The 22,988-nt window shown below is 60.8% G+C and carries 20 protein-coding genes; 6 read left to right on the top strand and 14 right to left on the bottom strand.

What is annotated here, in order from left to right; all coding sequences use genetic code 11:
• Nucleotides 1-85: 85 nt before the first annotated feature.
• The 4 genes from lepB to lptF form a co-directional block, all read right to left on the bottom strand.
• The gene (gene lepB / locus ASD95_RS18720; protein ID WP_056721233.1) at nt 86-940 is read right to left on the bottom strand and encodes a signal peptidase I; all 855 of its coding nucleotides are present in this window, start codon (nt 938-940) and stop codon (nt 86-88) included.
• Between the two features lie 5 nt (nt 941-945).
• Nucleotides 946-2,745 carry a translation elongation factor 4 gene (gene lepA, locus ASD95_RS18715; protein WP_008053223.1) on the bottom strand — a complete coding sequence of 600 codons (1,800 nt, stop codon included), beginning with the start codon at nt 2,743-2,745 and terminating at the stop codon, nt 946-948.
• Between the two features lie 171 nt (nt 2,746-2,916).
• Nucleotides 2,917-3,978 carry an LPS export ABC transporter permease LptG gene (gene lptG, locus ASD95_RS18710; protein WP_056721235.1) on the bottom strand — a complete coding sequence of 354 codons (1,062 nt, stop codon included), beginning with the start codon at nt 3,976-3,978 and terminating at the stop codon, nt 2,917-2,919.
• Nucleotides 3,971-5,089 (bottom strand): LPS export ABC transporter permease LptF, encoded by a 1,119-nt coding sequence (gene lptF / locus ASD95_RS18705; protein WP_056721237.1) that lies wholly within the window; start codon nt 5,087-5,089, stop codon nt 3,971-3,973. Before lptF ends, lptG begins: the two co-directional genes overlap by 8 nt.
• 308 nt (nt 5,090-5,397) lie before the next feature.
• Here lptF and ASD95_RS18700 point away from each other — a divergent pair, with 308 nt between their 5' ends.
• From ASD95_RS18700 to ASD95_RS18690, 3 genes are read left to right on the top strand one after another with little or no spacing between them, the layout of a single operon-like run.
• Nucleotides 5,398-6,888, top strand: coding sequence for a leucyl aminopeptidase (locus tag ASD95_RS18700; protein ID WP_056722283.1), 1,491 nt, complete (start codon nt 5,398-5,400; stop codon nt 6,886-6,888).
• A gap of 60 nt (nt 6,889-6,948) precedes the next feature.
• A complete protein-coding gene (locus ASD95_RS18695) occupies nt 6,949-7,377 on the top strand; it encodes a DNA polymerase III subunit chi (protein WP_056721239.1) in 429 nt (142 codons plus the stop codon).
• A gap of 8 nt (nt 7,378-7,385) precedes the next feature.
• Nucleotides 7,386-7,793 (top strand): hypothetical protein, encoded by a 408-nt coding sequence (locus tag ASD95_RS18690; RefSeq protein WP_056721240.1) that lies wholly within the window; start codon nt 7,386-7,388, stop codon nt 7,791-7,793.
• 42 nt (nt 7,794-7,835) lie between these two features.
• Here ASD95_RS18690 and ASD95_RS18685 read toward each other — a convergent pair whose 3' ends face one another.
• On the bottom strand, nt 7,836-8,603 hold the full coding sequence (locus tag ASD95_RS18685) for a sulfite exporter TauE/SafE family protein (RefSeq protein WP_056721242.1): 768 nt from the start codon (nt 8,601-8,603) through the stop codon (nt 7,836-7,838).
• A gap of 185 nt (nt 8,604-8,788) precedes the next feature.
• Here ASD95_RS18685 and xseA point away from each other — a divergent pair, with 185 nt between their 5' ends.
• The 3 genes from xseA to leuA all read left to right on the top strand — a co-directional run bounded on the left by xseA (nt 8,789) and on the right by leuA (nt 13,125).
• On the top strand, nt 8,789-10,168 hold the full coding sequence (gene xseA, locus ASD95_RS18680; RefSeq protein WP_056721244.1) for an exodeoxyribonuclease VII large subunit: 1,380 nt from the start codon (nt 8,789-8,791) through the stop codon (nt 10,166-10,168).
• A 3-nt stretch (nt 10,169-10,171) separates the two neighbouring features.
• Nucleotides 10,172-10,993 carry a M23 family metallopeptidase gene (locus tag ASD95_RS18675; protein ID WP_056721246.1) on the top strand — a complete coding sequence of 274 codons (822 nt, stop codon included), beginning with the start codon at nt 10,172-10,174 and terminating at the stop codon, nt 10,991-10,993.
• 452 nt (nt 10,994-11,445) lie between these two features.
• Nucleotides 11,446-13,125, top strand: coding sequence for a 2-isopropylmalate synthase (leuA, locus tag ASD95_RS18670; protein WP_056721248.1), 1,680 nt, complete (start codon nt 11,446-11,448; stop codon nt 13,123-13,125).
• A 164-nt stretch (nt 13,126-13,289) separates the two neighbouring features.
• On the opposite strand, the gene ASD95_RS18665 is transcribed toward leuA, so the two are convergent.
• The 9 genes from ASD95_RS18665 to pilW form a co-directional block, all read right to left on the bottom strand.
• The gene (locus tag ASD95_RS18665; protein WP_056721250.1) at nt 13,290-14,081 is read right to left on the bottom strand and encodes an amidohydrolase; all 792 of its coding nucleotides are present in this window, start codon (nt 14,079-14,081) and stop codon (nt 13,290-13,292) included.
• On the bottom strand, nt 14,069-15,217 hold the full coding sequence (locus tag ASD95_RS18660; protein WP_056721252.1) for a pyridoxal phosphate-dependent aminotransferase: 1,149 nt from the start codon (nt 15,215-15,217) through the stop codon (nt 14,069-14,071). The genes ASD95_RS18665 and ASD95_RS18660 overlap by 13 nt, the downstream gene beginning before the upstream one ends.
• A 122-nt stretch (nt 15,218-15,339) precedes the next feature.
• Nucleotides 15,340-16,809, bottom strand: a complete 1,470-nt coding sequence (der, locus tag ASD95_RS18655; RefSeq protein WP_046040936.1) for a ribosome biogenesis GTPase Der — start codon at nt 16,807-16,809, stop codon at nt 15,340-15,342.
• A 136-nt stretch (nt 16,810-16,945) separates the two neighbouring features.
• Nucleotides 16,946-18,097 (bottom strand): outer membrane protein assembly factor BamB, encoded by a 1,152-nt coding sequence (bamB, locus tag ASD95_RS18650; RefSeq protein WP_056721253.1) that lies wholly within the window; start codon nt 18,095-18,097, stop codon nt 16,946-16,948.
• On the bottom strand, nt 18,090-18,731 hold the full coding sequence (locus ASD95_RS18645; RefSeq protein WP_008053246.1) for a tetratricopeptide repeat protein: 642 nt from the start codon (nt 18,729-18,731) through the stop codon (nt 18,090-18,092). The genes bamB and ASD95_RS18645 overlap by 8 nt, the downstream gene beginning before the upstream one ends.
• Nucleotides 18,732-18,772: 41 nt before the next feature.
• Nucleotides 18,773-20,062 (bottom strand): histidine--tRNA ligase, encoded by a 1,290-nt coding sequence (gene hisS / locus ASD95_RS18640; protein ID WP_008053247.1) that lies wholly within the window; start codon nt 20,060-20,062, stop codon nt 18,773-18,775.
• Nucleotides 20,063-20,099: 37 nt separating this feature from the next.
• Entirely contained in the window at nt 20,100-21,209 is a 1,110-nt protein-coding gene (gene ispG / locus ASD95_RS18635; RefSeq protein ID WP_003185136.1) for a flavodoxin-dependent (E)-4-hydroxy-3-methylbut-2-enyl-diphosphate synthase, read from the bottom strand.
• A 3-nt stretch (nt 21,210-21,212) separates the two neighbouring features.
• A complete protein-coding gene (locus ASD95_RS18630) occupies nt 21,213-22,220 on the bottom strand; it encodes a RodZ domain-containing protein (RefSeq protein ID WP_056721255.1) in 1,008 nt (335 codons plus the stop codon).
• Nucleotides 22,220-22,978 (bottom strand): type IV pilus biogenesis/stability protein PilW, encoded by a 759-nt coding sequence (gene pilW / locus ASD95_RS18625; protein ID WP_056721257.1) that lies wholly within the window; start codon nt 22,976-22,978, stop codon nt 22,220-22,222. Before pilW ends, ASD95_RS18630 begins: the two co-directional genes overlap by 1 nt.
• Between the last annotated feature and the right edge of the window lie 10 nt (nt 22,979-22,988).

The following is a 22,988-nucleotide window of genomic DNA, read 5'->3' as shown; positions in this document are numbered from 1 at the left end:
GAATATCATTGTTTGCATGCCTCTGGCGCCCATTGTGCCGGTTCCAGAAATGCATTCGGCGCTGTGTTCACAGCGCCGTGTCTGATTACTTGATCAGGCCAACCCGCGAGAAATTCGGCAGGTGGCTGAGTTTGGGTTCCGGCCAGCTCATCCAGACTGCAAAGGCCTTGCCGACGATATTCTTGTCGGGAACCATGCCCAGCAGATCCTTGGGAATGTTCGGATCATCCCAGTAGCGACTGTCATTCGAGTTGTCGCGGTTGTCGCCCATCATGAAGTAGTGCCCGGCCGGCACGGTCCACGAACGGTCCGGCATGGCGCGGTAGCGGCTCATTTCCTTGCGGATCATGTGCTCGGCCGCACCGAGCTTTTCCTTGTAGAGCTCGGCGCTGCCCAACGTGCCCGGCTCGGAGCCGACCAGTTGCTCGGCGATCGATTGACCGTTGACGAACAGGCGCTTGTCGGCGGTGTAGCGAACCGTGTCGCCCGGCAAACCAACCACACGCTTGATGTAGTTGACGTTCGGATCGCTCGGGTAGCGGAACACCATGACATCACCGCGCTGCGGATCACCGACTTCGATGACTTTCTTGTCGATCACCGGCAAGCGGATCCCGTAGGAAAACTTGCTCACCAGGATGAAGTCGCCGACATCCAGGGTTGGCTTCATCGAACCGGAAGGAATCTGGAACGGTTCCACCAGGAACGAACGCAGCACCAGCACGATGAACAACACCGGGAAGAACGACTTGCCGTATTCAACCAGCAGCGGCTCTTTGTTCAGCTTCTCGACCACGACCATGTCAGGCTGGCTGACGCTGCCCTGATAGGAAGCGATGGCGGCACGCCGACGCGGGGCCAGGATCAACAGATCGAGCAACGCCAACAGGCCGCAGACAAACACGGCAATGACCAGCAACAGCGGGAAATTTAGCGACATAGGACCTAACTATCCAACCTGAGCACGGCAAGGAAGGCTTCCTGTGGAATTTCCACGTTGCCGACCTGCTTCATGCGTTTCTTACCGGCCTTTTGCTTCTCCAGCAGTTTCTTCTTACGGCTGACGTCACCACCGTAGCATTTGGCCAATACGTTCTTTCTGAGCGCCTTGACGGTTGTCCGCGCCACAATCTGCCCGCCAATGGCGGCCTGGATTGCTACGTCGAACATCTGCCGCGGAATCAGTTCTTTCATCTTCTCGGTCAGCTGGCGACCTTTGTAGTGCGAGTTGTCACGGTGCACGATCAGCGCCAGGGCATCGACCTTGTCACCGTTGATCAGCACGTCCAGTTTCACCAGGCTGGCCGATTGATAACGATCGAAATGGTAGTCCAGCGAAGCATAGCCGCGACTGGTGGACTTCAGACGGTCGAAGAAGTCCAGCACCACTTCGTTCATCGGCAGGTCGTAGGTCACTTGTACCTGGGAGCCGAGGAACAGCATGTCAACCTGCACACCACGTTTTTCGATGCACAGGGTAATGACGTTGCCCAGGTGCTCCTGCGGCACAAGAATATTGGCCCGCACGATCGGCTCACGCATGTCTTCGATCGAGGACAGGTCCGGGAGCTTCGACGGGTTATCGACGTAGATCGTCTCGCCGGTCTTGAGCAGCAGCTCGAAGATTACCGTCGGCGCCGTGGTGATCAGGTCCAGGTTGTACTCGCGCTCCAGGCGCTCCTGGATGATTTCCATGTGCAGCATGCCGAGGAACCCGCAACGGAAACCAAAGCCCAGGGCATCGGAACTTTCCGGGGTGTACTGCAGGGACGAGTCATTGAGCGTGAGCTTTTGCAGCGCCTCGCGGAAATCTTCGAAGTCGTCGGAGCTGACCGGGAACAGACCGGCGTAAACCTGCGGCTGAATACGTTTGAAGCCTGGCAGTACGTCAACGTCCGGCGTCGAGCTCAAGGTCAGGGTGTCGCCCACTGGCGCACCGTGAATGTCCTTGATGCTGGCGATGATGAAGCCCACTTCACCGGCCTTCAGGTCAGCGGTAGGGGTATGCTTCGGGTTGAATACACCGACGCTGTCCACCAGGTGGATCTTGCCGGTGGACTTGACCAGGATCTTGTCGCCCTTCTTCACACGACCGTGGCGCACGCGTACCAGGGAAACAACGCCCAGGTAGTTGTCGAACCAGGAGTCGATGATCAACGCTTGCAGCGGATCTTCGTAGTTGCCGGTCGGCGCTGGAATGGTGGCGACCAGGCGCTCGAGCACTTCGTCGACGCCCAGGCCGGTCTTGGCCGAGCACTCGACCGCATCGGTGGCATCGATGCCGATGATTTTTTCGATTTCTTCTTTGACACGGTCCGGATCGGCCTGTGGCAGGTCGATCTTGTTCAGCACCGGCATCACTTCCAGGCCCTGCTCGATCGCGGTGTAGCAGTTGGCAACCGACTGCGCTTCAACGCCTTGACCGGCATCGACCACCAGCAGCGCGCCTTCACAGGCGGCCAGCGAACGGCTCACCTCATAGGTGAAGTCAACGTGGCCGGGGGTATCAATGAAGTTCAACTGGTAGTTGATACCGTCGCGAGCCTTGTAATACAGGGTGACGCTGTGCGCCTTGATGGTGATCCCGCGTTCACGCTCAAGGTCCATGGAGTCCAGGACCTGGGCTTCCATTTCGCGCTCGGCGAGGCCGCCACACATCTGGATGAAGCGATCGGCCAGCGTCGACTTGCCATGGTCAATGTGGGCGATGATGGAGAAATTGCGGATATGACTCAAATCACTCACGGATCAACACTCAAAAAGGCTGCAGGCATAGCCCGCCGAAAAATAGCCGGGAATTGTACCTGATCCACGGCGCGAGCGTCACGTTCGCAGGTCAGACGGTGCCTACAAAAACGCCCCGGTCTTGCGACAAGGGCGTTTTTTAACGTCAAAGCGGTCGGAAAATGCCCGCCATCAGCCGGCTCGACGCAACAGCCAGAGCCCCGCAACGGCACAAATACCCGCCGGCACCAGCACCGAAAGCAACGGCGGGAAGCCGAATACCTGGCTCGAAGGCCCCAGCAGATCCTGAACGATGCGGAAGGTGAAACCCACCAGCACGCCGGTGAACACCCGTTGACCCAGGGTCACCGAACGCAGCGGACCAAAGATGAAGGAAATCGCCATCAACACCAGGGCGGCAGTCACCAGCGGCTGCAACACCTTGACCCAAAATGCCAGCCAGTAGCGGCCATTGTTCAGCCCCTGGTCCGCCAGATAGTGGATGTAACCCCACAGGCCGCTGATCGACAGCGACTCCGGCACCATGACTACGGTATTGAGCAACTGCGGGCTCAACGCAACTTCCCAGCGCTCTTGCGGGGTCGCAACCACTTCGGTGCTGCGCTCGTGGAACAGCGTGGTCGTGACATCCGTCAACTGCCAGTGATCGGTGTCGAACTCGGCACGCTTGGCGAAGCTCGCCGACAGCATGTGCCGCTCGTTGTCGAAACGATAGCGGGTCACGCCGTACAGGATGCCGTTGGGTTGCACCGAGTTGACGTGAATGAACTCATCGCCCTGGCGGTGCCACAAGCCGTGCTTGGCGCTTTGTGCATCACCGCTGCCCTGTGCCAGTGAGCGATTGGCCTGCGCCATGGTTTCGGCAGGCGGAGCGACGTACTCACCGACCAGCACACCGGCCAGCATCAATACCAGCATCGGCTTCATGACCGCCCAGACGATCCGGCCGATCGACACACCGGCGGCGCGCATGATGGTCAGCTCACTGTTGCTGGCCAGGCTGCCAAGACCGATCAGGCAGCCGATCAGCGCAGCCATCGGCAGCATTTCGTACATCCGGCGCGGAGCGGTCAACACCACATAACTCAGCACATCGACCAAGGTGTAGGTATCGCTGACTTCACCCATCTCGTCGATGAAGGCAAACAGTGTCGCCAGACCAAGAATGATCCCGAGCACCGCCAGGATCGCCATGAACACACTGCTACCAATGTAGCGATCCAGCTTAACCACGGGCCACCTCCAGCGCGCTGCGGCGACTCGCCCTCTTCAAGCGCAAGGGTTCCCAATAGAGCAAGCCCAGGCCGATGGACAGGAAAATCCCGTGCACCCACCACAAGCCAAACATCGCGGGGATCTTGCCCTTGTCGAGGGCACCGCGGGCGGCGATCAGAATGGTCAGGTAAGCCATATAGAGAAGAATCGCCGGCAATAATTTGAGGAATCGGCCCTGGCGCGGATTGACCCGCGACAGTGGCACCGCCATCAGGGTCACGATGAACACCAGCAACGGCAGAGACATACGCCATTGCAGTTCGGCGCGCATGCGAATGTCTTCACTGCCGATCAAGGTACGGGTCGGCATCGCGTCACGGTCGGTGACTTCGTCACTGACTTCCGGCTTTGGCAGCAACACACCGTACTCGTCGTACTTGATCGCCCGGTAGTCAGCCTGCCCCGGACTACCGTCATAGCGATAGCCGTTATCAAGGATCAGGTAGCGGTTGCCGTCCGGACGAATTTCCTGGCGACCCTTTTCCGCCACCAGCACAGAAATCCCGCGATCCTTGTTATTGGAACTGATGTTTTTTTGCGAGATGAACACACCCCCCAGATTGACGCGGTCATCGGACATGCTCTCGGTGTAGGTGACCCGGGTGCCGTCACGCAAAGCCTGGAAGCGCCCAGGCTCCAGGGTATCGAATTCAGTCAGGGCATCCTGCTTGTTCAGCAGCAACTGAAACTGATTGGCCCCCTGTGGCGCCAGGCTCAGGCTCAGCCACGCCACGAGGAGCGCAACCAGAGTGGCCGGGAACAGCGTCATGCAAAACAGCCGCTGCTGGCTCATGCCGGTGGCCGAGAGCACGGTCATTTCGCTTTCGAGGTACAGGCGCCCGTAGGACAGCAGGATCCCGAGAAACAGCCCAAGCGGCAGGATCAGCTGGAGGAACCCCGGCAGGCGATAGCCCATGATCAGGAACAACGAACCCGGATCCAGCAGGCCTGAAGCCGCCTGGGCGAGGTATTTGATGAAGCGACCGCTCATGATGATGACCAGCAGCACGGCACTGACGGCGCTCAAGGTCAACAGGACTTCGCGGGATAGATAACGGAAGACGATCAAACCAGACACTCCAGGGTTGTCAGGCTAAGGCGGCCAAACAAGCAAACGTATCGGCCGGCCCGCAAGGCAGAGCCGCCGAAAAAAGATGGCGCATTATCCTGTGATTGGGTGCGCCTGTCACTGCACAAGCTCAAGCAGCCTGTCAAAGCGTTGAAGATCGTACAACCGAGGGTTGTCAGCCGCCGGTAGCGAGGTTCAAACTGCGGCCTTTGTCGCCGGTCGATCCTGGCGCCTTTCTGTTTATAAGCAATCGACGCACATAAGGTGTCGGGCGCATGCGTGATAACCATCAATTCAGGGACCCGGACATGGAACTGGTTGTAAAAAGCGTCAACCCCGAAACGTTGAAGACCGCCACTCTCGTGGTCTCCGTTGGCGAAGGCCGCAAGCTCGGCGCTGTTGCCCGACAACTCGACGAACTGAGCGGCGGCGCGATCAGCGCTGTGCTCAAGCGCGGCGACCTGGCCGGCAAGGTTGGCCAGAGCCTGTTGCTGCACAGCCTGCCGAACCTCAAGGCCGAGCGCGTACTGCTGGTGGGTGTGGGCAAGGACGACGAGCTGGGTGACCGCCCGTTCCGCAAGATCATCGCCGGCATCCTCAACACCCTCAAAGGCCTGGGCGGCAGCGACGCGGTGCTGGCCCTCGACGAAGTCGTGGTCAAAGGCCGCGACAGCTATGGCAAGACCCGCCTGCTGGCCGAAACCCTGGTGGACGGCGAGTACAGCTTCGACCAGTTCAAGAGCCAGAAAGCCGAAGCCCGCGCCCTGAAGAAAATCACCCTGCTGACCATCAAGGCTGCCCAGGCCGAAGTGCAACGCGCCGTGGCCCACGCCACCGCCATCGCCAACGGCATGGCCTTCACCCGCAACCTGGGCAACCTGCCGCCGAACATCTGCCACCCGACCTTCCTCGGCGAGCAGGCCAAAGACCTGGGCAAGGAATTCAAGGACCTGAAAGTCGAAGTCCTCGACGAGAAGAAGATCAAGGCCCTGGGCATGGGCTCGTTCTACGCCGTCGGCCAGGGCAGCGCCCAGCCTCCGCGCCTGATCGTCATGCAGTACAACGGCGGCAAGAAATCCGAGAAGCCGTACGCGCTGGTCGGCAAGGGCATCACCTTCGACACCGGCGGCATCAGCCTCAAGCCAGGTGCCGGCATGGATGAAATGAAGTACGACATGGGCGGCGCCGCCAGCGTGTTCGGTACCCTGCGTGCCGTGCTCGAACTGAAGCTGCCGATCAACCTGGTGTGCATCCTGGCCTGCGCCGAGAACATGCCGAGCGGCAACGCTTCGCGCCCGGGCGACATCGTCACCACCATGAGCGGCCAGACCGTGGAAATCCTCAACACCGACGCCGAAGGCCGCCTGGTGCTGTGCGACGCCCTGACCTACTCGGAGCGCTTCAAGCCGCAAGCGGTCATCGACATCGCGACCCTGACCGGCGCCTGCGTGGTTGCCCTGGGTTCCCACACCTCGGGCCTGCTGGGCAACAATGACGAACTGATCGGCCAACTGCTGAGCGCCGGCAAAGCTGCCGACGACCGCGCCTGGCAACTGCCGCTGTTCGATGAGTACCAGGAACAGCTTGACAGCCCGTTCGCCGACATCGCCAACATTGGCGGCCCGAAAGCCGGCACCATCACCGCGGCCTGCTTCCTGTCGCGCTTCACCAAGAACCTGAACTGGGCGCACCTGGACATCGCCGGCACGGCCTGGACCAGCGGCGGCAAGGATAAGGGCGCCACTGGCCGTCCGGTTCCCCTGCTGACCCAATACCTGCTGGACCGCGCCAAAGCCTGAAACCGTTGATGGGCGGCGGCGTCACTCTGCGGTGACGCCGCTTGCCGCTCTGGAACCGCAATGACCAAAGTCGACTTCTATATCCTGCCCAGCGCCGATCCTTCGGCACGCCTGGACTTTGCCTGCAAGCTCACCGAGAAAGCCTGGCGCATGGGCCACCGCATCTACCTGCATTGCAGCGACGCGGCCCAGCGTGACGATCTCGATGCGCGGCTGTGGGCGTTCAAGGGTGAAAGCTTCGTGCCCCACGGCCCTGCCGACAGCGAACCTGAAGGTTTTATTGTCCTGGGGTTGGGCGATGACTGTGGTCAGCATCAGGATTTGCTGGTCAATCTCGACCTGAAGGTCCCGGCCTTCGCCAACAAGTTCGCCCGGGTGGCGGAAGTGGTGGTGGAGGATCCGACGATCAGAGCGGCCGCGCGGGAGAGTTTCCGTTTCTACCGCGAACAGGGCTATCCTCTGCAAGATCACCGTTTACAGCGACTCTGAGCCTTCCAATGGACACTCCAAAACCGCTGCAACAGTCCGCGCACCTGCTGGACGACCTTGAGTCGATCCGCCAATTGCTCGGCGATGACAACCTGCAACCGCCCCTGCTGACCGACACGGTCGAGGAAGGTGACCAGGAACAGATTCCCATGTTGTTCGACGCCGTGAGCGAGCCTTCGCCCCCTGTCGTACCGACAACCCCTGCCCCCATCGTTGAACCCGTCACCATGGCAACGCCGGCGCCTGCCGCCAGCAAGAACCCGGATGACCTGCTGCACCTGGACAGCGAATTGCGCGCCGCCGCGCAGTTGATCATGCAAGACGTGATCGACGACTTCGCCCCGCACATCGAGACCGAAATCAAACGTCGCCTCAGTGCACGACTGGAGCGGTTGTTGAGCCAGTACAACGACTGAATAGTAGAGAGGGAGCTTGCTCCCTCTCCACAGGTTGAATCTTCAGGTGCTCAAGTAACGCCCGATCAACGCAATTCCGCTGGCCAGCACCAGCCACGTCACCAGCCGCACGAACGCCTCGCGGGACAGGCGCATGGTCAACTTCCGGCCAACCCAAAGCCCCAGCACCATCGCCGGCAACAGACAAACCGCAAGCACCAGCAACGGCAAATCGGCATACACACCGGCGATGGCAAACAGGCTCAGACGCACCACCGTACTGCAACTGATCAGCGCAATCTGGGTCGCCCGCGCCGCCTCCTTGGGCAATCGGCTGTTCAAATAGATCGCATAGAGAAAGCCGCCGCTGCCAAACAACGCGCCGAACATCCCGCCCACCGTCCCCATCGGCAGCGCCCACGCGGCGGACAACTGCGCCGGACGGACCTTTATCCACAGGCTGTAAATCGCATAGGCACTGATAAACAGCCCCATCAATAGCAGCAACAGGTCGGACTTAAGGTTCAGCAGGAATATCACGCCGAGGGTGCAGCCCACCGCCATGCACGGCAGCAACCGCAGCAGTTCCGGTTTCGCCACATCACGCCGCGAAGGCAACAGATTGCCGAATGCCGCGACAAAGTCGAGCAACACCAGCAAGGGCACGATCTTGGACAGCGGCATGAACAGAATCAGAATCGGCCCCGCCACCAGTGCGGTGCCAAAACCGGCGATGCCGAACACGATGTAGGCCAGGGCGACGCCTGCACCGATCACCAGCCAGTCCAGCGGGCCGAAGGGCCATTGGTTTAATAACTCAATCACATCCATTTCCCTGTCTTCCATAAATTTGCGCCACGACTTTACCCCCTGTGGGAGCGAGCTTGCTCGCGATGGCGATCTGTCTGGCACATCAATGCTGAATTTGCTGGCCCCATCGCGAGCAAGCTCGCTCCCACAAGGGAATTGTGCAGGATCATGGAGATTGGTCACCGAATGCCTTTAAACTGCGCCCCATGATTAAAGATCCCTTTGCAAGACTCGGCCTGGACCGCGAAGTCCTGACCGTCAGCCAGCTCAACGGCCGCGCCCGGGTGTTGCTCGAAGACGTGTTCAGCAACATCTGGGTCGAAGGCGAAATCTCCAACCTCGCCCGCCCGGCGTCCGGCCACGTGTATTTCACCCTCAAGGACAGCGGCGCCCAGGTGCGTTGCGCGCTGTTCCGGCAGAACGCGGCACGGGTTCGCCAGGCCTTGAAGGACGGTCTGGCGGTCAAGGTGCGCGGCAAGGTCTCTCTGTTCGAGGGGCGCGGTGATTATCAGCTGATCCTCGACACCGTGGAGCCGGCCGGCGACGGCGCCTTGCGCCTGGCCTTCGATGCACTCAAGGAAAAGCTCAGCGCCGAAGGCCTGTTCAGTGCCGAACGCAAGGTGCCGTTGCCGGCGCATCCGCAACGCATCGGCATCATCAGTTCGCCCACCGGGGCGGTGATCCGCGACATCATCAGCGTGTTCCGCCGCCGTGCACCGCAAATACAACTGACGCTGATCCCTACCGCCGTGCAGGGCCGCGAAGCCACCGCGCAGATTGTCCGCGCCCTGAAACTGGCGGATGCCCGCGGTTTCGACGCACTGATCCTGGCCCGGGGTGGCGGTTCCCTGGAAGACCTCTGGTGCTTCAACGAAGAAGCCGTGGCCCGCGCCGTGGATGCTTGCGTGACACCGATTGTCAGCGCGGTCGGCCACGAAACCGACGTGTCGATCAGTGACTTCGTGGCTGACGTACGCGCGCCCACCCCTTCCGCTGCCGCCGAATTGCTGGCACCGGACTCCAGCGATCTGGTGCGTCGGGTCGAAAGCCTGCACCGACGGCTGGTGATGCGCATGCGTGACCGTTTGATGCGCGATCGCTTGCGCCTGGAAGGCATTTCCCGACGCCTGCGCCATCCCGGCGAGCGCCTGCGCCAACAAGCGCAACGCCTGGATGACCTGGACATGCGCATGCGCCGCGCGTTCGAGCGCAGCCTCAACACCCGTCGCGAACGCTTGATCCGCCTGGAAACCCGTCTGGCCGCACAACATCCGGGCCGGCAACTGGCAATGCTGCGCCAGCGCCTCGACAGCCTGGCCGAACGCCTGCCGCGCGCTATCCGCGAAGGGCTGAAGAACCGTCGCCTGCAACTGCACAGCCAGATGCAGACACTGCATGTGGTCAGCCCGTTGGCGACCCTTGGCCGTGGCTACAGCATCTTGCTGGACGAGCGCGGCAACGCGATCCGCAACGCCGCGCAAACCCATACCGGCCAGCGCCTGAAGGCCAAACTGGGCGAAGGCGAACTGCAAGTGCGGGTCGAAGACAATCACCTGACGCCCGTCACCCTTTCTTTACTGGATTGATCCATGCCGCGCTTCTTTGCTCCATTGTTGTTACTGCTCCTGACCTTCAACGCCCACGCCGACAGCTACATCACCCGCCAGTTGAACAAACCGGTGCCGGGCGGCGTGGCGGTGGTGGACCTGGGCACGTCCGCCCAGGCGCCAAAAGCCACCTATCAAGGCAAACCGGTGTTGGTAGTCAAGGAACAGAACAACTGGCTGGCCATTGTCGGCGTGCCACTGACGGTCAAGCCGGGGGCTCAATCGGTCAGCAGCGGCGGTCGTAACCTGAATTTTACGGTTGGCAACAAAAAATACCCGGAACAGCGCATCACCCTGAAGAACACCCAGCAGGTCAATCCGGACCCGGAGAACCTCAAGCGCATCGAGCGTGAACTGGCCGAACAGATTGCCGCTTACCGCACGTTCAGCCCCAACACCCCGAGCAACCTGCTGCTGGACAAACCGGTGAACGGGCCGCTGTCGAGCAAGTTCGGCGTGCGCCGTTTTTTCAACGGTGAAGAGCGCAACCCCCACTCTGGCCTGGACTTCGCCGTGGGCGCCGGCACACCGATCAAAACCCCGGCTGCCGGCAAGGTGATCCTGATCGGCAACTACTTCTTCAATGGCAACACGGTGTTCGTCGACCATGGCCAGGGCTTCATCAGCATGTTCTGCCACATGTCGAAAATCGACGTGAAGGTGGGACAGCCACTGGCCCGTGGTGACGTGGTCGGCAAAGTCGGTGCGACCGGCCGCGCGACCGGACCGCACATGCACTGGAACATCAGCCTGAACGATGCGCGGGTCGATCCGGCAATCTTCATTGGTGCGTTTCAGCCCTGATTCCAAAATAAGGCCTCTGGCCTCATCGCGAGCAAGCTCGCTCCCACAGGGATTGCGCTGTACCTGTGGGAGCGAGCTTGCTCGCGATGGCAATATCACAGACACCGAAAGCAGTCCGGCAGTGTCACCTCATCAATTGCGCACCACTCAAACCTCGCGCAAACAACAAAACAATCACCGCCAATCACAGCAATAAAATCTCGATAAATACCCGTTCACGAGTATTCCTCTCAATTTTTTTCGACTGCTTGCCAACCTTCCCCCCCAAGGTTAGGGTTGAAGGCATGAAAACCTCTCACACCCTCATTCAGCTCCGCCAGCACCGCAGCCTGTGCCTCGTCAGTGCACGACTGCCGGGCTGAATCGTGGTGTCTCGTCCCAGGCTGTACTCCAAGAACTTTTGATCCACCGGCAGGCCGCCTTTTTTCGGCCAACACAATAAGGATTTCCCGATGAGCATGCTCAAAGACCCGTCTTCGAAATACCGCGCGTTCCCGACCATCGACATTCCGGACCGCACCTGGCCGTCGAAAACCATCACCGCCGCGCCGATCTGGTGCAGTTCCGACCTGCGTGACGGCAACCAGTCGCTGATCGAGCCGATGGACGCCGTCAAGAAGCTGCGCTTCTGGAAAACCCTGGTGCAGGTCGGCGTAAAGGAAATCGAAGCGTCGTTCCCGGCCGCCTCGCAAACCGACTTCGACTTCGTCCGCACCCTGATCGAAGGCAACCACATCCCGGACGACACCACCATCCAGGTGCTGACCCAGGGCCGTGAAGACCTGATCGAGCGCACCTTCGAATCCCTGCGCGGCGCGAAGAAAGCCATCGTTCACCTGTACAACGCGACCTCCCCTTCCTTCCGCCGCATTGTCTTCAACCAGGACAAGGACGGGGTCAAGGCCATCGCCGTGAACGCCGCCAAGCTGTTCGTCAAATACGCGGCCATGCAGCCGGACACCGAGTGGACCTTCGAATACTCGCCAGAAACCTTCAGTGCCACCGAAATGGAGTTCGCCAAGGAAGTCTGCGACGCGGTGATCGAGGTCTGGAACCCGACGCCCGAGCACAAGATGATCCTCAACCTGCCGGCCACGGTGGAATGCGCGACCCCGAACATCTATGCCGACCAGATCGAATGGTTCGGCCGCCACATCAACCGTCGTGACAGCGTGATCATCAGCCTGCACACCCACAACGACCGTGGCACTGGCGTTGCCGCCACCGAACTGGGCCTGATGGCTGGTGCCGACCGTGTCGAAGGCTGCCTGTTCGGCAACGGCGAGCGTACCGGTAACGTCGACCTCGTGACCGTGGCCCTGAACCTCTACACCCAGGGCGTGAACCCTGAGCTGGACTTCTCCGACATCGACGGCGTGCGCAAAGTCGTTGAAGAGTGCAACCAGATCCAGGTGCACCCGCGTCACCCGTACGTCGGCGACCTGGTGCATACCGCATTCTCCGGCTCGCACCAGGATGCGATCCGCAAGGGCTTCGCCCAGCAGAAATCCGATGCACTGTGGGAAGTACCGTACCTGCCGATCGACCCGGCCGACATCGGCCGCAGCTACGAGGCGGTCATCCGCGTCAACAGCCAGTCGGGCAAGGGCGGCATCGCCTACCTCCTGGAGCAGGAGTACGGCATCAGCCTGCCGCGTCGCATGCAGATCGAGTTCAGCCAGGTCGTGCAGCGTGAAACCGACCGCCTCGGCCTGGAAATGACCGCCCAGCAGATCCACGCACTGCTGCACAGCGAGTACTTGCAGGCCAACACCCCGTACGCGCTGGTCAGCCATCGCCTGCAGGAAGAAAACGGTCACAGCGCCGTTGAAGTGGAAGTGGCCAGCCAAGGCCAGGGCGAGACCAACCTGCACTGGCGCGGCAAGGGCAACGGTGCCCTGGAAGCGCTGGTGGCCGGCCTGCCGGTACCGGTGGAAATCATGGACTACAACGAGCACGCCATCGGCGCGGGCACCAATGCCAAGGCCGCGGCCTACATTGAACTGCGAGTGAATGGCGAACGTGCGGTGCATGGCGTCGGCATCGACGAAAACATCACCACCGCCAGCTTCAAGGCCCTGTTCAGTGCGCTGAACCGCTCGCTGAGCCAGCCGGAAGCGAAAGCGGCGTAAGCCATCGCTGAAATGCAAAAGGCCCCGGGGGTGTGAACCTCGGGGCCTTTTCGTTTGTGCGGCTTTAAGATCAAAAGATCGCAGCCTTCGGCAGCTCCTACGTTGGAACGCGACCCCCTGTAGGAGCTGCCGAAGGCTGCGATCTTTTGGAGTACACCGGAATATCAGATGAACTCAAAGGTATCGGCATCCAGATTCGCCGGAAACCGCGTGCGATACGCCGCCAGCTCTGCCGCATCCAGCACCACCGTGAACACCCCGTCTGCCTCTCCGGCACTGAGCAGCGTCTCGCCCTGAAAATCCAGCACCTGACTGTCACCCGTATAGGCAAAGCCCTTGCCATCAGTCCCGATGCGATTGACCGCCGCGACATAGCACAGGTTCTCGATCGCCCGCGCCGGCAGCAAGCGGTTCCAGTGCTGGCGCCGCGCACCTGGCCAGTTGGCGGTGTACAGCAGCAGGTCGGTGTCCTGGGCGTCACGGCTCCACACCGGGAAGCGCAGGTCGTAGCAGATCAACGGCCGCACTCGCCAGCCCTTGAGCTCGAACTGCACCTGGCGTTCGCCGGGGGTGTAGTGGTTATGCTCACCGGCCATGCGGAACAGGTGACGCTTGTCGTAGTGCAACACCTCGCCATCCGGGCGCGCCCACAGCAGGCGATTGCGATGGCTGCCGTCGACGGCCTGGACGATGACGCTGCCGGTGATCACCGCATCAAGCTTTGCCGCCTGGACCCGCAGCCATTTGCTGGTGGGGCCGTTTTCCGCTTCGGCGAGGGCCTCGGATTCCATGGAGAACCCGGTGGTGAACATCTCCGGCAGAATGATCAGGTCGGCGCCGCGAGCCTGCTCCAGCAGTGGCTCGAAATGCTCGAGGTTGGCCTGGCGGTCGTGCCAGGCCAGGGACGTCTGAATCAGCGCAACGGTCAGCTTGGGCAATGCACTCAGATCACGCATAGTTTTTCCGCTGCTTCACGCAGGGTCTCCTCACGCTTGGCAAAGCACAGCCGCACCAGGCGCTGGCCGACCGGTGGCGTCTGGTAGAACACCGAGATCGGGATACTGGCCACGCCGTGCTCGCGGGTCATCCACAGGGCCATCTCGACATCATTGAGATCCGGGCGGATCTGCGAGTAATCGACCAACTGGAAATAGGTGCCGGTCACCCGGGTGAAGCTGAAACGCGACGGTAGCAGCAGATCGCAGAACAAATCACGCTTGGCCTGATAGAAACCCGGCAACTCCTCGACGTGTTCGGGATGTTCGGCCATGTAATCGGCCAATGCATATTGCAGCGGCGTCACCCCACAAAAATTCACGTACTGGTGCACCTTGCGCAATTCCGCCGTCAGGGCCGGTGGTGCAACCACATAGCCGGTTTTCCAGCCTGTGACGTGGTAGGTCTTGCCGAACGAGCTGACCACGAAGGCACGCTGATACAGCTCTTCATGATTCAGCACGCTGACGTGGGGCACACCGTCATACACCAGGTGTTCATAGACTTCGTCGCTGATCACGTAGATGTCGCGATCGCGGATCAAGTCTGCCAACTGGTCGAGTTCGGCACGGCTGATCAATGCGCCACTGGGGTTGTGCGGGGTGTTGAGGATGATCATTCGCGTACGCGGGCTGAGTGCCAGGGCAAGCGTCTCGAAGTCGATACTGAAGTCGTTCAGGCCCAGTTGCACATGCACGCAACGACCGCCGGCCAACTCCACCGAAGGCTCGTAGCTGTCGTATGCCGGATCAAACACGATGACTTCGTCACCGCTGTGGATAACCGCCTGAATGGCACAGAAAATCGCCTCGGTCGCACCGGGGGTAACCGTCACTTCAGTATCTACATCCACCTGTGCGCCATAACTGCGGGCGATCTTCGCCGCGATCTGCTGACGCAACACCGGCAGCCCGGTCATTGGCGAATATTGATTATGGCCGCTGGCGATATGCCGGCCGACCGCATCGCACAGGGCCTGCGGGGCCGCGAAATCGGGAAAGCCCTGGGACAGATTGAGCGCGCCGGTCTGTGCCGCGAGCTGAGACATCTGAGTGAAGATAGTGATGCCGACATTCGGCAGCTTGCTGGTGATCATCGGTGGTTCCCTGCTCTACACCCGGCTCTACGGCGGCGCGGGGGAGTCCGAGGATAGCCCAAACGGCAGGCATGAAAAAGGGCGCCATTGGCGCCCTTTCCATCCCACGGGAAAAACCTCGATCAGCGCTTGTCGCGACGCTTCTTGTCGGCCTTCTTGTGGTGCGACATCAAGCGACGCTTCTTGTTGACCTGACGGTCGGTGAGCGTGTTCTTGTTGCCTTCGTACGGGTTCTCGCCACCCTTGAACTCGATGCGGATCGGCGTACCGACCAGCTTCAGCACACGGCGATACGTGTTTTCCAGGTAACGCACGTAGGACTTCGGCACCTTCTCGATCTGGTTACCGTGAATCACGATGATCGGCGGGTTCGCGCCACCCAGGTGGGCATAACGCAGCTTGATCCGGCGGCTGTTGACCATCGGCGGCTGGTGCTCGCTGACCGCGTCTTCCAGAATCTGGGTCAGGCGGCTGGTCGGCCAGCGGGTAACCGCGGACTTGAACGAGTTCTGTACCGAGGCGTAGAGGTTGCCCACGCCGGTGCCGTGCAGTGCCGAGATAAAGTGAATATCGGCAAACTCGACGAAGAACAGGCGACGCTGCAACTCGATCTTGACGAAGTCGCGCTCGCTCGGCGTCATGCCGTCCCACTTGTTGATCGCGATGACCAACGCACGACCGGCCTCGAGGGCAAAGCCCAGCAGGTTGAGGTCGTGGTCCACCACGCCTTCGCGGGCGTCCATCACGAAGATCACCACGTTGGCGTCTTTGATCGCTTGCAGGGTTTTGACCACGGAGAACTTTTCGACTTCTTCGTGGATCTTGCCGCGCTTGCGCACACCGGCGGTGTCGATCAGCGTGTACTTCTCGTCGTTACGCTCGAACGGGATGTAGATACTGTCGCGGGTGGTGCCGGGTTGGTCGTAGACGATTACCCGGTCTTCGCCGAGCATGCGGTTGACCAGGGTCGACTTGCCGACGTTCGGACGGCCGATGATGGCGATCTTGATCCCGTCTTTTTCGCTCGGGCCAGGAATGCGCTTGGCTTCCTCGCCTTCGGCGACGTCTTCTTCCTCGCCTTCTTCCAGCTCGTCATCGTCTTTCGGGAAGTCACTCAAGGCGATTTCCAGCATCTGGGTGATGCCACGACCGTGAGCACCAGCGATTGGAATCGCGTGGCCCATGCCCAATGGAGCGAATTCGGCGCGGGCCATTTCCGGGTCGATGTTGTCGACCTTGTTGGCAACCACGTAGGAACGCTTGTTACGTTTGCGCAAATGCTCGGCGATCATCTGGTCGGCGGCGGTGAAACCGGCCTTGGCATCTACCAGGAACAGAACGACATCCGCTTCTTCGATGGCCAGCAGCGACTGCTCGGCCATCTTTTCGTCCATACCGTGTTCGTCACCGGAGATACCGCCGGTGTCGATCAGAATGTAGGAACGCCCTTGCCACTTGGCCTCACCGTACTGGCGATCACGGGTCAGACCGGACAAGTCGCCGACGATGGCGTCACGAGTCCTGGTCAGGCGGTTGAACAAGGTGGACTTGCCGACGTTCGGTCGGCCCACCAGGGCGATTACGGGAACCATGCGGCTCTCCACTTCGTTATTTCAGAAAATACAAAAGCCGCTGCGAGGCAGCGGCTGGTGCTCGGGGCAACGCTTGAAAGCGCTGCAAACCCCGGTAAACCGGGGCCGCTTGGGGGTTAAACCCCAAGCATAGTCGTTACTTGATGGTCAGGGCTTCCAGTTTGCCGCTGTTGCCATACACATAAATCGTGTCACCCACCACCAGCGGACGGGCACGCAGGCCGTCGCTGTCGATGCGCTCGCGGCCGACGAAACGACCGTCCACCTGACTCAGCAGGTGCAGGTAACCTTCCAGGTCACCGACTGCAACGTAGCTGGAGAACACTTCCGGAGCCGACAGTTGACGGCGGGCCAGCGAGTCGTTGCTCCACAAGGCTGTGGTGGAACGCTCATCGACGCCTTCAACGGTGCCCGAAGACAGGCTCACATAAACTGTACCGAAACCCTGGGCGACACCGGCATAGCTGGAAGCATCACGCTGCCAGAGCTGACGGCCGCTTTGCAGGTCCAGAGCGGCAACGCGCCCCTGATAGCTGGCGACATACAGCGTCTCGCCCGACAGCAGCAAGCCACCGTCGATGTCGACCACGCGCTCCAGTTCCGAACGGCCTTGCGGGATCGCTACGCGCTGTTCCCACACTGGTACGCCGTTGGTGATGTCCACGGCAACCACTTTACCGGTCGACAGGCCAGCCACCGCGAGGCGGTTGGTCACGATCGGCGCACTGGTACCGCGCAGGGTCAGTACCGCAGGCGTACTGTCATAGATCCAGCGACGGTCACCGGTGGAGGCGTCCAGACCGATCAGACGATCGTCCTGGGTCTGAACCACCACGACGTCGCCGTTGTTGGCTGGCGGCGCCAGTACTTCGCTGGACACGCGAGCGCGCCACTTTTCTTCACCGTTGATCGCGTCCAGGGCAACGATTTCACCCTTGATCGTACCAATGGTGACCAGTCCGTAACCAACACCCACGGCGCCGGAGACAGGCAGTTCGAGGTCTTTCTTCCATTTGACGTCGCCGGTGTTGCGGTCCATCGCCATCAACACGCCAGTGACGTCGGCGGCATAGATGGTATCGCCATCGATGGCCGGAACCAGCATGTTGTAGGTTTCGCCCTGACCGTCACCGATTGAACGACTCCACTGCTTGTGCAGAACCACTTCTTCCTTGAAGTCGACCAGCTCGGCCGGAGGCAGTTCTTTTTTGCTGTTGCTGCTGCAACCCGCGGCCAAAATGGCCAGGGCCAGCAATGCTGCATGTTTCCAACGAATCACGTCACGCATCCCCTTTGGCCAGGTCGTCCAGCTTGATTTGCAGGCCACCGACCGCCGCTTCATCCGACAGTGCCGCCTTGGCTTTTTGATACGCCGCGCTAGCCTCGTCGGTACGACCCAGCTGCACCAGCAGGTCACCCTTGAGTTCTTCGCGAGTGGCCAGGAATGCCTTGTCGGCATCGCCTTCGAGCAGCTTCAGTGCTTCGTCGGCCTTGTTCTGCGCGCCGAGTACCTGGGCCAGACGCTGACGGGCGATTTCGCCCAGCGCCGGGTTGGCCGGCTTGGCGACAATGGCTTTGAGCTCGCTGGCCGCGTCGTCCAGCTTGCCGCTGTCGACCGCTACCTTGGCAACGAACAGGCTGCCGTACTGCGCGTAGGCGCTGCCGCCAAACTCGCTGTTGAGCTTGCCGGCCAGGTCCGAAACACGGGCCGCGTCAGGCTTGCCGTCAGGCGTCAGCGTGGTTTCGAGCAATTGCTGATAGAGAATCGAGGCGCCTTGCGACTGATTGCTCTGATACTTGTGGAACGCCTGCCAGCCGAACACGATGACCAGCGCCAACAGGCCACCAGTGACCAGGGGCTTACCGTTGCGTGACCACCATTCCTTCAATTCCATCAAATGTTCGTCTTCGGTACTCGACACCCCAATACTCCTTAATCGCTAATTCGGCTGTTTAGACAGCTTCAACCCTGCACGACGCAGGTGGCCAGGTGCGCTGCAAGCGCATCCCAGGCAATGCTTTGTTGTTCGCCCTGGCCACGCAGGGGTTTGAAACCTACCACTTGCTGGGCCATTTCGTCGTCACCGAGGATCAGCGCGTACAGCGCACCGCTCTTGTCGGCCTTCTTGAACTGGCTTTTGAAACTGCCGGCGCCGGCATTCACTTGCAGGCGCAGGTTGGGCAACTGGTCACGAACCCGCTCCGCCAGGGTCAGGCCAGCCAGTTCGGCGGCTTCACCGAAAGCGCAGAGGTAGACGTCGACCTGACGGGAGATCTCTTGCGGGATCTGCTCCAGGGTTTCGAGCAACAGCACCAGGCGTTCGATGCCCATCGCAAAGCCAACGCCGGCGGTCGGCTTGCCGCCCATCTGCTCGACCAGGCCGTCGTAACGACCACCAGCACACACGGTGCCCTGGGCGCCGAGTTTGTCGGTGACCCATTCGAAAACGGTCTTGCTGTAGTAATCCAGCCCGCGAACCAGCTTCGGGTTGATCACGTAAGGAATGCCGGCGGCGTCCAGGCGAGCCTTGAGGCCCTCGAAGTGCACGCGGGATTCTTCGTCGAGGTAGTCGGCCATTTTCGGCGCATCGACCAGAATCGCCTGTGTCTCCGCATTCTTGGTGTCCAGGACGCGCAACGGGTTGGTCTTCAGGCGGCGCTGGCTGTCTTCGTCCAGCTTGTCCAGGTGCCGGGACAGGAACTCCACCAGTGCCTCGCGATAACGACCACGGGATTCGCTGGTGCCCAGGCTGTTGAGCTCGAGCTTGACCGCATCGCGGATGCCCAGTTCGCCCCACAGGCGCCACGTCAGCACGATCAGCTCGGCGTCGATGTCCGGACCGTCGAGGTTGAACACCTCCACACCGATCTGGTGGAACTGGCGATAACGGCCTTTCTGTGGACGCTCGTGGCGGAACATCGGGCCGATGTACCAGAGTTTCTGAACCTGGCCGCCGCCGGTGATGCCGTGTTCCAGCACCGCGCGCACACAGGCCGCCGTGCCTTCAGGGCGCAGGGTCAGGGAGTCGCCGTTGCGGTCGTCGAAGGTGTACATCTCTTTTTCGACGATGTCGGTCACTTCACCGATGGAACGCTTGAACAGCTCGGTGAACTCGACGATCGGCATGCGGATCTGCTTGTAACCGTAGTTATCCAGCAGGCGCGAAACGGTGCCTTCGAAATGACGCCACAGGGGGGTCTGTTCGGGCAGGATGTCGTTCATGCCACGAATGGCTTGCAATGACTTGCTCACTTTAAATCCTTAAATTCGTTCGGCTCTTCAGTCAGGTTCAGCCGCGCGCAATAACGGCAGCGTCAGCTTCGACCTTTTCGGCCGCTTTCTGGCGGATCAAGCGTTCAAGCTCATCCACCAGATTGTCATTCGTCAGTTTCTGCGACGGTTTGCCGTCGATGTAAATCAGGTTCGGCGTGCCGCCGGTCAAGCCGATATGGGCTTCCTTGGCTTCGCCAGGGCCGTTGACCACGCAACCGATCACCGCGACATCCAGCGGCACCAGCAAATCTTCGAGACGCCCTTCCAGCTCGTTCATGGTCTTGACCACATCGAAGTTCTGCCGCGAGCAGCTCGGGCAGGCGATGAAGTTGATGCCACGGGAACGCAGGTGCAGGGACTTGAGAATGTCGTAGCCGACTTTCACTTCCTCGACCGGGTCGGCCGCCAACGAGATGCGGATAGTATCGCCAATCCCTTCGGCGAGCAGCATACCGAGGCCCACGGCAGATTTCACCGTGCCGGAACGCAAACCACCGGCTTCGGTGATGCCCAGGTGCAGCGGCTGGACGATTTCCTTGGCCAACAAGCGGTAGGCTTCGACGGCCATGAACACGTCGGAGGCTTTCACGCTGACCTTGAAGTCCTGGAAGTTCAGGCGTTCAAGGTGCTCGACGTGGCGCAAGGCCGACTCGACCAGCGCCGCCGGGGTCGGCTCGCCGTATTTCTTTTGCAGGTCTTTTTCCAGGGAACCGGCGTTCACGCCGATACGGATCGGGATCCCGCGGTCACGGGCGGCGTCCACCACTGCACGCACGCGGTCTTCGCGCCCGATGTTGCCCGGGTTGATCCGCAGGCAATCGACACCCAGTTCGGCGACGCGCAGAGCGATCCGGTAGTCGAAGTGAATGTCGGCAACCAGAGGCACCTTGACCAGCTGCTTGATCTTGCCGAAGGCTTCGGCGGCGTCCATGTCCGGTACGGAGACCCGCACGATATCGACGCCGGCCGCTTCCAGACGATTGATTTGCGCGACCGTGGCCGCGACATCGTTGGTGTCGCTGTTGGTCATGCTCTGCACAGCGATAGGCGCATCGCCGCCAACAGGCACGTTACCGACCCAGATCTTGCGGGATTCGCGACGTTTGATTGGAGATTCGCCGTGCATGACTTATTGACCCAACTTCAGGCGAGCAGTCTCGCCACTGGTGAACGGAGCGACATCGACCGGCTGGCCGTTGTAGCTGACCTGAGCGCCGCGGGCAAAGCCCAGACGCACGGCAAACGGAGGCTTGCCATTGACTGCCAGGCTGTCGCCTTTGCGTTTGAGACCGCTGAACAGCACCTTGCCGCTACCGTCGGTCACTTGTGTCCAGCAATCGGAGGTGAACTGCACCTGGACCTGGCCTTCACCGGCCACTGGCGCGGCTTGAGCAGGAGCGGTTACCGGTGCAGTCGCCACCGGGGCCGGAACGACTGGAGCTGCCGGGATCACCGGTGCTGCGACAACAGGCGCGGTGGTATGGGCAGGTGCGGCTGGCGCGGTCGGCGCTGCCGGGGCGGCTGGCGCAGTCACTTGAGCCTGTTCTGGTGCTTCGGCCGCAGCGTCGGCCTGTGGCAGCGCGAGGGCGGTTCCGCCGTCGGATTGACCTTCCGCGACGGCCTGGTCTTCCGGCTCGTCCAGCGGATGAATCTGTGTCGTACCGTCGGCGCCTTCGACTTCAACGTGTTCTGGCGCCAGACCGATCAGGTCCTTGGTGCGCATCGAGGTCTGATCCTGCCACCAGACGAACCCGCCACCGATCACCGCGACCAGCAACAGCAGGCTGACGATTCGCAAAATGGTGTGGGAAACCCGCACAGGCTCTTCAATACGACCCAGGCTGTGAACATTGCTGCCCTGGGAGTCGGTACCGGTGGATTGATCGAATTGCTGGACCAGAACGGCCTGGTCCATGCCGAGCAATTTGGCATAGGCGCGAATGTAACCGCGAGCAAACGTATGCCCGGGCAGCTTGTCGAAGGCGCCGGCTTCCAGATTGCTCAGGGAAGTGGTGGTGAGGTTGAGCTTGAGGGCCACTTCGGCCAGCGACCAGCCATTGCTTTCGCGGGCCTGGCGTAAAGTCTCACCGGGGTTTACGCGATTCGCTGCTACAACTTCGGGATGCGCCGCTTTCATCATTGCTCCGACAGGTATTGCTGATATTCCGGCGTACCGGGATAGAGTCTTTTTAGTTGCAGGCCTTTGCTTGCGGCCTTGTCGCGGTCTTCGAACACTTTTGCCAGCCGAACGCCGAGCAATAGACTACGTGCATTTTGTTCGGAGAGCTGGCTAAAACGGTCGTAATAGTCACGCGCGGGCACATAATGCCTGTCTTCGTAAGACAACTCAGCCATTTCCAGCAATGCACGTGGTTGTTGGTGGTTCAGGCGCAGGGCTTTTTCCAGTTGCTGTTGGGCCAGATCGCGCTGACCGAGCATTGCAGCGGTCATGCCCAGGTTCTCGAACACCCGCGAACGCTCAGGATACAGGGTATCGGCAGCGGCTTGCTCGAAGCGCTCGTAGGCTTCGTTGTAACGTTTCTGCTCGAACAGAAAACTGCCGTAGTTATTGAGGATTCGTGCATCGGCGGGACGGGAAGCCAGCGCCTTGCGAAAATGCTCGTCGGCAAGTTCCGGTTCCATCTCGGCCTGGAACACCAGCCCCAGCGCCGCGTTGGCATCAGGGTCGGAGCCATCGAGCTCCAGCGCTTTCTTCAGTGGAACCTTGGCGCGCTCGGTCATGCCTTGTTGCAAATACCCGATACCAAGTTGCACGTACGCCTCACGCGCCTCATCACGGCCCTTGCTGGTCTTCATCGGGTTGTAGTCGCCCGAAAGCACGCAGCCAGCACACAGGCTGGCCAACAGCAAAAGCAGCGCAAAGCGCAGGGACATAGAGATCCTC

Origin of the sequence: Pseudomonas sp. Root71 (genome assembly GCF_001429045.1) — a bacterium.
Classification (GTDB): Bacteria; Pseudomonadota; Gammaproteobacteria; order Pseudomonadales; family Pseudomonadaceae; genus Aquipseudomonas; species Aquipseudomonas monachiensis.
Note: the sequence above shows the minus strand (reverse complement) of the source record. Positions and strands in the feature narration are given on the sequence as shown.